The sequence below is a fragment of the Xanthomonas arboricola genome, from assembly GCF_003353015.1.
Taxonomy (GTDB): Bacteria; Pseudomonadota; Gammaproteobacteria; order Xanthomonadales; family Xanthomonadaceae; genus Xanthomonas; species Xanthomonas arboricola_E.
This window is the reverse complement of record NZ_QREM01000010.1, coordinates 216,581-225,681: the sequence shown is the minus strand read 5'-3', so window position 1 is coordinate 225,681 and position 9,101 is coordinate 216,581. Positions and strand designations below refer to the sequence as shown.

At 60.1% G+C, this 9,101-nt stretch carries 9 protein-coding genes; 3 read left to right on the top strand and 6 right to left on the bottom strand.

Features of this window, described 5'->3' with window-relative positions; genetic code table 11:
• Positions 1–277: 277 nt before the first annotated feature.
• A complete protein-coding gene (locus C0541_RS21795; RefSeq protein WP_429001358.1) occupies positions 278–634 on the bottom strand; it encodes a hypothetical protein in 357 nt (118 codons plus the stop codon).
• A gap of 411 nt (positions 635–1,045) precedes the next feature.
• Here C0541_RS21795 and C0541_RS18445 point away from each other — a divergent pair, with 411 nt between their 5' ends.
• From C0541_RS18445 to C0541_RS18425, 3 genes are all read left to right on the top strand, one after another.
• Positions 1,046–1,300, top strand: coding sequence for a type II toxin-antitoxin system Phd/YefM family antitoxin (locus C0541_RS18445; protein WP_039421286.1), 255 nt, complete (start codon positions 1,046–1,048; stop codon positions 1,298–1,300).
• Positions 1,297–1,725: a type II toxin-antitoxin system VapC family toxin gene (locus tag C0541_RS18440; RefSeq protein WP_238601369.1), complete on the top strand. Its 429-nt coding sequence runs from the start codon at positions 1,297–1,299 to the stop codon at positions 1,723–1,725. Before C0541_RS18445 ends, C0541_RS18440 begins: the two co-directional genes overlap by 4 nt.
• Before the next feature lie 680 nt (positions 1,726–2,405).
• Positions 2,406–3,203 (top strand): YopJ family acetyltransferase, encoded by a 798-nt coding sequence (locus tag C0541_RS18425; protein WP_115051155.1) that lies wholly within the window; start codon positions 2,406–2,408, stop codon positions 3,201–3,203.
• 1,120 nt (positions 3,204–4,323) lie between these two features.
• Here the strand turns inward: C0541_RS18425 and C0541_RS18415 are convergent.
• The 5 genes from C0541_RS18415 to C0541_RS18395 all read right to left on the bottom strand — a co-directional run bounded on the left by C0541_RS18415 (position 4,324) and on the right by C0541_RS18395 (position 7,977).
• Positions 4,324–4,530 (bottom strand): hypothetical protein, encoded by a 207-nt coding sequence (locus tag C0541_RS18415; RefSeq protein ID WP_115051153.1) that lies wholly within the window; start codon positions 4,528–4,530, stop codon positions 4,324–4,326.
• Positions 4,531–5,512: 982 nt separating this feature from the next.
• Positions 5,513–5,932, bottom strand: a complete 420-nt coding sequence (locus C0541_RS21445; RefSeq protein ID WP_238601367.1) for a hypothetical protein — start codon at positions 5,930–5,932, stop codon at positions 5,513–5,515.
• A gap of 137 nt (positions 5,933–6,069) precedes the next feature.
• A complete protein-coding gene (locus C0541_RS21115; RefSeq protein ID WP_193725979.1) occupies positions 6,070–6,315 on the bottom strand; it encodes a hypothetical protein in 246 nt (81 codons plus the stop codon).
• Between the two features lie 643 nt (positions 6,316–6,958).
• A complete protein-coding gene (locus C0541_RS18400; RefSeq protein WP_153065002.1) occupies positions 6,959–7,231 on the bottom strand; it encodes a hypothetical protein in 273 nt (90 codons plus the stop codon).
• Between the two features lie 383 nt (positions 7,232–7,614).
• Entirely contained in the window at positions 7,615–7,977 is a 363-nt protein-coding gene (locus C0541_RS18395) for a hypothetical protein (RefSeq protein WP_161960153.1), read from the bottom strand.
• Positions 7,978–9,101: the final 1,124 nt, after the last annotated feature.

Below are 9,101 nucleotides of genomic sequence, written 5' to 3'. Positions count from 1 at the left end.
TTCAGTTGCTTACGTTGCCTTACGATTGATTTTCTTAGGCATGGCGCGTTGACGTCAAACTCATAATCCTTTGGGTCCAAGCTCGAATCCTGGTGGGCCCACCAATTCAAAGCAGGCACTTGGACGCGCGTCCAAGTGCCTTTTTTGTGACTCGGTAACTACCGGGAAACGTCGTGTTCTTCTTCGCTGATCGCGTAGTCGGCGTCTTTTGGATAAGCAATTGCGTGTGCGGTATTCATCGNACGCGCGTCCAAGTGCCTTTTTTGTGACTCGGTAACTACCGGGAAACGTCGTGTTCTTCTTCGCTGATCGCGTAGTCGGCGTCTTTTGGATAAGCAATTGCGTGTGCGGTATTCATCGTGCCGCTCCGTTGCGCTTGCTTGCGTAGCCAGGTGAGGACATCAACTGCCGGGTCTTCATGCATGCAGACATGCAACCGGCCCAGCACCACGCTCTGCGCATCGCTGCCCGGCAAGACATCATCGAAGCCGGTGGCTTCGCAGGCGATCAGGACCGGCGGCAGATTGGGCTGCGCGTGGGAATGNGAATGCAGCATGGCCAGCACATAGCCCTGCATCATTTCGAAGCTGAGAGTGACGCCGGTGCAGACGCGGAACTGTTTGCTAGTGCTCATCGCCGCACCTGCGCGCACAAGGGATCGACTGCAGCGATTGCTGCATCGCTGTCGGCAAACGTGAAGGTGTGGATGGCTTTGCGTGCGCTTGCGAGGTGCGCCATCAGACTCAGCCATGCCGCATGACTGCATACGAGAGCGTTGGCGATCAGGGCGATCAGGTGCGCCGCAGACGCGGGCGCTACTTGGGTGTTGTAGGACCGACGTCCCCCCATCCTGAGTAGCGGGCGGGTCACACTTTATTCAGGGTGCGATGCTGTCCTTGGGAGTTTCAAGGCCTTCTTGGCCTGAAATGGCCTTCGATCACGCTTTTCGTTAATTAGTGAAGGACGTCGATGTCTTGAGCAGCCTCTTTCTCCCCCATCAATTTTGTAGTAACGTTACTACATCGTGGTGATTTCGGGAGCGTGCATGACCATCACAACCCTATCCAGTCGCGAGCTGAACCAGGACGTGACGCGAGCAAAGAAGGCCACCAAGAGCGGTCCGGTGTTCATCACGGATCGCGGCAAGCCTGCGCACGTGCTGTTGAGCTTCGAGGACTATCAGCGGCTCACGAAGCAGCGGCGCAATATTGCCGATGCGCTAGCGATGCCAGGCGTCGCGGAGATCGAGTTCGAGCCACCGCGCGTGACTATTGGAGCCCTGCCGGCTGATCTGGAATGATGTACGTGCTCGATACAAACGTGCTGTCGGAGCTGCGAAAAGTAAGTCTCGGCAAGGCCGATGCCAATGTGGCGGCGTGGGCGGAACGTGTTGACGCCGCCGACCTATTCGTATCCGTCATCACAGTTATGGAGCTGGAGCTTGGGGTTCTGTCGATTGAACGCAGGGACCCGGCCCAGGGGGCCACACTGCGCTCCTGGCTGGAGCAGCATGTATTACCCGAGTTCTATGGGCGAACATTGCCTATCGATACCGCTGTGGCGCAACGCTGTGCTCGGCTGCACGTACCAGACAAGCGCGGCGAGCGCGACGCGCTCATCGCGGCGACGGCCCTGGTGCACGGTATGGCGGTGGTCACGCGCAACGCGGCCGATTTCCAGCCGACAGGTGTGACCGTCGTCAACCCGTGGGAGCAGTCGTCATGAACGTCTACGGGTTTAAGATTGTTTCCGATAGCGGTACTCAAGCAGTACAGAGCTGAGTTTTGTCCGTCTTCGCCAAGCNACTACAACCAGCAGATCCCGCACGACAGCCTGGGCGGGCTAACGCCCGCCGAGTTCCGTGATCAACATCAACCGCAGACCTCTAGTTTTGGCTGGCATTGAATTGTGGGGAGTCGACACGAATCGACCATTTTCCATGGCCATGAGATTTCTAGGAAACCCTGGGCGTATCAGGCTGATGCTCAGCCTGTTAGGAAAGGCATGGGTCATCCTCCGCGTCAATGCCTTCGCCGTCCCGGCCAAGTCTTCGGTGAGGCGAAGCGAATCGGAGAACTACTCACCAAACTTGCATTCTAAAGTCACTGCAGGAGATCAACATGGGACTATGCAATTCAAAGAGCGTGGCAGGCTCAGTGGCAGGCTCACCTATAGCAACTTCAACTGAGCATTATCCAACCAGCGCCACAGAGCAGACCACGCCTTTTAGGCCTTCATCTCCCGAGACGTCGATGTCACCCAGCCTGCACGACTTGGCGGCACTCGGCTCTCCCCGAGCAAGGCGGGCCCGCTCGGGGAGAGCCGCCAGTCCCTCCGGCACCGGCAGCATGGCAGGGCGAGTGTCCTTTCCTTCTTCGTCGTCCGGACCTACGCTCGCGGCTCAATTGCAGGACTTCATTGAAGCGCTGGAGCACGCCGAGCTTCAAGGAAAACAATATCCGGCGGCCGAACTCGATCAGAAGTTCCAGCCACAGGTGGTGGCGGCCCAGAATCACATCCACCCCAATCTCGATGTGAAGGTCTTCGATGCGTCGGCATCCGAGCCTAATGCCTTGCGGCAAGCTATTGTCAATACCGGGCGGGGTCAGCGGTGGCGCGCCGTCGTTAATGTGGAGCGGATCCATGGAAAGGGAGCGCCAAGCCATGGCATCGCGGTGGACGTGTCGGGAGGTCGTGGCAAGGTGTCCGTCGTGGCGGTCGACAGCGTATGGGGATGCAACGACACGCTGTCTGTCATGACTGCTGCGTTGAAGGGCGTGAAGAACGCGACGCTGACCATCCTCAACACGGGCACGCAGAAGGATGTCATCAACTGCAAGACCTTCGCCCTGGCGAATGCGAAGGCGATGGCGGATAACGATGACTTGATGGTGGATCTCCACAAGAAGAATTTTAGAGGGAAGATCGTCGGGACGGGCGATACCATGAATGACGTGGACGTCACGATCGCGCGCGGCTCCGACGTGCTCAATGCGAGCTTCTTCCAGCACACGACGTCGAAGGACGTTTTCGACGATCTTCCCGAGCATATCCGGGAACCACTGCAGGAGAGCTTCGACCGGAACTTCCGGGAGATCAAGGCAGGAGGCAAGCGCAGGGCGTACAACACCTCCATCCAGCAGGAGAGGCTCAAGTACCTACGGGATGCGCTGCTTTTCGCTGACGCCGAGTACTGGAGCTAAGCACTCAAGGAACCCACTGGGTGTCCCTGAGATAATTGAGTGTCGGCAGGGATTCGTGTAAAAAACCTTTGTTGATAGCGAGTTAGCTCACTTTTTGCTTTTTTTACCCGAATCCCTGCCGAACCTTGTGTACCAATCCTTATGCGCTGAAGATGCTAGTGCAGGGCACGGCAGTGGTCACCCGCAACGCGCCCAATTTCAGCCGACAGGAGCGACTATCGTCAACCCGTGGGAGCAGTCGTCATGAACGTCTACGGGTTTAAGATTGTTTCCGATAGCGGTACTCAAGCAGTACAGAGCTGAGTTTTGTCNTCGTCAACCCGTGGGAGCAGTCGTCATGAACGTCTACGGGTTTAAGATTGTTTCCGATAGCGGTACTCAAGCAGTACAGAGCTGAGTTTTGTCCGTCTTCGCCAAGCTGCGCTAAGCTACTGTCGCAGCTTACTTTTTTTTTCAGTTGCTTACGTTGCCTTACGATTGATTTTCTTAGGCATGGCGCGTTGACGTCAAACTCATAATCCTTTGGGTCCAAGCTCGAATCCTGGTGGGCCNTTCTTAGGCATGGCGCGTTGACGTCAAACTCATAATCCTTTGGGTCCAAGCTCGAATCCTGGTGGGCCACCAATTCAAAGCGGGCACTTGAACGCGCGTCCAAGTGCCTTTTTTGTGACCCGGTAACTACCGGGAAACGTCGTGTTCTTCTTCGCTGATCGCGGAGTCGGCGTCTTTTGGATAAGCGATTGCGTGTGCGGTATTCATCGTGTCGCTCCGTTGCGGTGGGCTTGCTTGCGTAGCCAAGTGAGGACATCAACTGCCGGGTCTTCATGCATGCAGACATGCAGCCGGCCCAGCACCACGCTGTGCGCATCGCTGCCCGGCAAGACATCATCGAAGCCGGTGGCTTCGCAGGCGATCAGGACCGGCGGCAGATTGGGCTGCGCGTGCGAATGCAGCATGGCCAGCACATAGCCCTGCATCATTTCGAAGCTGAGAGTGACGCCGGTGCAGACGCGGAACTGTTTGCTAGTGCTCATNGAATGCAGCATGGCCAGCACATAGCCCTGCATCATTTCGAAGCTGAGAGTGACGCCGGTGCAGACGCGGAACTGTTTGCTAGTGCTCATGGCCGCACCTGCGCGCACAAGGGATCGACTGCAGCGATTGCTGCATCACTGTCGGCAAACGTGAAGGTGTGGATTGCTTTGCGTGCGCTTGCGAGGTGCGCCATCAGACTCAGCCACGCGGTATGGCTGCATTCGAGAGCGTTGGCGATCAGGGCGATCAGGTGCGCCGCAGACGCGGGCGCTACTTGGGTGTTGTAGGACATACGGGTCTCCTCAGGTTTTGGAAATCCGTCACCCCGACGCCAATCCGGGTGACGGACGGTACGCGGTTGGCGTGCCGGCCTGAGGACCGGTGGGCCTTGCGGCCCCCGCGCACCGCCCGCCATAAAGCTGGCCGGCATGCGCCCGCGACGATGCGGGCGATAAAAAAGCGCCGTGCATCGATCGATGGGCGCTGGTGCGCCTCAGGTTACGGGACGCCAATCCCGGTCGCCGAATGTGCCGCGACGCACGCATGCTCGCTCCGGCCCCTGGTGCGTGTCAACGGGAAAGTGCGGGGGGAGCGTAGCGCATTCACGACGCACGGAATGAGGGGGCGAATCGGAACACCGGTAGGCCCAGAAAATCCGGACCCACTTCGGCTGGGTCAAAACTCCGGCCAACCTGCGCCGTCTGTCGAGCCAGTGACGGACGCGCGCTTGCGCGATGGGTGGGGCGGGACAGCTTTCGCGGCTGTCTTCAACGGCGCTGCCGTCTTTTTGCTGTTGAGCCAGCCATGATTGATGTAGCAGGAGCTGACGGCGACGCCGATCGAGGTTTACACCGTCGACCAGTTGGCGGCATGGAACGCTCGCATCAAGCGCTGCTTTCCACGGACGAGGAAGCAGTCGTAGTCCTGCCCATTGCTAGGCTGCGCTAAGCGAACCTGTACTTGATACGTTGCACGCAGCCATCCAGCGTTTGGCGTAGTCATACGCGGCGCGTTGGTCGGCAAAGGCGACACTGCGACGTTGGTATCGGTGCAACGTGATGCCGCCGGGCTTGGAAATCAGAAGCTCCGGAACGAACGTTCCATCACTGGGAACGATGTGCGCCGTGAGCAGATAATCGCCCACGTGCCGAATTGCGGTAACGCCCAATAGCAATCCTCCTTGATGGGCAGGCACCTGTCTTCGTCCAATATCGATGTCAGACGATTGGCCGTCGATGCTTGCCGGGTGACACGGCATCATTGAAGAAAATGGCTCAATTCGCTATCGGCAATAGGCGAACGTAACTGTAAGTATTTTCCTGACCTGCCGAGGTGGTGCCGCTACCAGTGCCAGGCGTGTTCTCGGCCTCAAGGCTTGGCTTGGTCTTGGGGGGCTTGGCGAGGTGCTCGAATTCCTGCAGGTCGGGGGCAACCTGAGGCCCGCCTGTCGCCATCATGCTGCGGCAGGCCGACTCGGCAGACGGGCGCGCCGCTTTCTGCCGTCGACATGACTGGACGGAGGTGCTGCTGCGGAAGCGCTCGCGGTAATCGCTTGGTGCCACCCCCGGTGAGCGCAGGAAGGCACGACGCGGGGTCTGTTCGTCGGACAGACCTGTCAGCGTCGCAACGCGCTTGATCGGCAACGTGCAGGACTCCAGCAGGCGCCGTGCTGCTTCCAGCCAAAGCGTTTCCACTGCCCTGGCCTGTGCAGATCGAGCACAGCCGGCGCACGGTCGGGCCACGTGCTGCCACCCACGCCACCAGTCCTGCGGAGGCTGGGTACACGTCACCGCGGCACCCGCGCGGCGCCATCAGCGTATCGATCGGGGTGTCATCCAGACTGGCCAGCGCCACAGACATGACCTGCAGCCCGGCGCTGGTGGTCACCAGGCCACCGTGCCCGGATGCGACGGTGATCAGGCGAGTCGGACATGGGCGCCTTGTACCTACAATGCGGAAAATCGGGATATTCGAACGCCAGCGCGACGCCCTTGGCCGTCGCGCGGCCATAACGATGCGTGATGCCATCGAGCACAGTATCCAGCGCCATCACGGGCATCAGATCGGCGGCGATCAACAGCGGAGCGGCACTCCCGCCTTATGTGCGCGATCGGGCAGGATGCGCAACCCTTGACGGTTCACAACGGGTTCGCCAGTGGCAGAGACCAGATACGCCTGGCTGCGGCCTGTCGTCGAGTACGCATCGATCATCAACGCAAGCGTGCCCTCATCGATTCCCTTCACCCCAGGCACATCGCTCTGCCCGCAGCCGTGCAGCCACCGATTGGTGTACAGCACCTTTGCCAGTGGCAGCGCCGTCGTGCCTAGCCGCGGTGCGAGGGCTTCGCTGTCGTGCTGGGCCGACCACGCGATGGCACCAACGCTGCGGACAACTTCCTGCCATGCAGGCTCAATGCGGCTTTGGTCGCTGACAGTCAGGCCGCCAGGTCCGGTCGCCGATCGTGCGACGACGTTGGAATACGCACTCCGCTATTCGAAGCGTGTCTACATTCGAAGCGTGTCTACGAAAGCATGCGCAGGGCTGTGCCTCGCGTCGTCGGGCGCAGCGCTTGTGGTTGCCGCGACTGCAGGGGACAACTGCCCGTGTGCCTGCCTGGTCCTGCGCCTCGCCGGCCTTTGTCAGGCCCGCGAGGGACAGCCTGGCATGGGGTAACGGTTCCCGTTACCCGCGGTCGATCATGGCAGGCAGCAGCGGGTCGTCAGGGAGTGCTGCACAAGCGGGAGCCGTCTTCCTTGGTCAGCGGCTGCTGCTGACGCTTGCCATCCGGAGCAGTGCCTTCGTACACCGCGCAGTTGCTGGCATCCCACTCAAACCGTGCGTCCTTGTACTGATAACGCGCCTGGGCACGCTCAAACGCTTTGACCTCTGCGCTGGGCAGGGCGCCATCATCGATCTTGTGTTCCTTCGCGACCGGGGCGCTCGTGCACGCAGCAAGTGAAAACGCGAGAGCTGACAGGATACCTAGCTTCATAACCACTCCAAATGTGGACGCTGACGTCGGGATGGACGGGAAGCCGGTGCCCCCGTCGCGGCAGCAGACTGTAAGCAGGCCAGGATGAAATTTGTGTGCGAGAAAGATTGCTGAAAAGCGGCTGGCCAAACACGGCCAGCGCTCGTCGGCAAGGCGCGCACGGCGCGCAGGAGCCGGCGTAGACGACGGGTGCCGATTCCAGGCACCGGCCCGGCCCGACGGCTGCGCAGGCAGTTGCCAGAAGCGTTGTACGCGATCCCGACCTGGCGGCGCCTTGCCCGGGCCGGTGGGTTGGACACTGTCCACGACAGGGCCGCGCATTCGACTTGCGTCGCTTGCTGGCGACTTGCGCCCCTGTCGTGCGGATGCAGGACGTTGCCGGCCTACTTCCTGGCGCCACTGGTGCCGCGGTGGATCATCTGCTCGGCGTCGTCCAGGGCCCTGTTGTAGCTGGCGCTCTCACCGGCACTGATGAATCCCTGCTGCTTCGCCCTGGTCGCGGAGTCGGTGCGGACCCAGTTGAGTTTCTTCTCGATCCCTGCCGCTTCGGCACCGGACAGCGTGCCTGCCTTCCGCGCTTCGGCAAGCTTTGCCTTGATCGCCTGGTAACGTGCCGACACCCTGGCGTGCAGCGGATCGGGCGCATGACTCACCGGCTGCCCGGCAAGTGCGAGGTTGACGGGAATGGTTGCCGCGAAAACGGCAAAACAGGCGGCCAACTTCATGATCATTAACTTTTTCTTCATTTTAACGTTTCACCTGTCAGAAAATCGAAAGACGGTTTATTTAACCGGAAAAACCACGCCGCGCCGATTGTAGTCCATCGCCATTGGCCGATGATCTTCCGAAACGTCGGCGCTTCGACACGCCATTGTCTGGACGCGGCCAGGGTGTGGGCGCCAGGTCGCAGGACCTGGATGCGCCCTCAGAAATAGAAGCCGATGTTGAGGTTGAAGCGCGAGTGCCAGCGCGACCGTTCGCCGTCGTCGATGCCGATGCCGTTGCCACCTGCAAACCACATGTCCTTGCCTGCAATCCAATCCAGATAGGTCAGCATGACTCCCTTCTTGATGCTGCAGCCGGTGACGTTCTGTACGGAGGAGCGAACGCCAGGCCCATCGCTGTAGGGCATCGTCTTGCTGAAGTTGTTGTAGCAGGTGACGTCTTCGAGCCATCCTGCCTTGCCGAAGGAATATGCAATGTTGGCGGTGGGCACGTCTGCTTCGGCAGCGATCTCGAACGGGAACAGGAAGGCCGACATCGCGATCCGGTCTCCGGGCACGTCATAGCGGTAACGCGCCCACTGCAGCTGGCTGGTCCAACGGCCGGCGGTCCATTGCGCGTGCACCGCTGCACTTCCGTATCCGTGACGACTGCGGTCCCTGGTGTTCAGGATGTGGCCGTAGAACGCCGAGACACCGAGGGCCGCGGTTCCATGGGTCATCGCATAGCGATGTTCATAGCGCAGATTGATGCGGTGGCGTTCGCGGTATGGATGCGCCGCCGTATCAGCGACGTCGAACGAATAGCGATCGTAACGGGCGCCGTCTCCATATTCGTCGCCCAGGACCCAGCCGATGTGCAGGGTGGTGCTTTCGTCAGTCCGGGTCACAACGACGCCCGGGTCGTAGTCGTCCTCAATGCCGAGGTAGTAACCCNGCATAGCGATGTTCATAGCGCATATTGATGCGGTGGCGTTCGCGGTATGGATGCGCCGCCGTATCAGCGACGTCGAACGAATAGCGATCGTAACGGGCGCCGTCTCCATATTCGTCGCCCAGGAACCAGCCGATGTGCAGGGTGGTGCTTTCGTCAGTCCGGGTCACAACGACGCCCGGGTCGTAGTCGTCCTCAATGCCGAGGTAGTAAC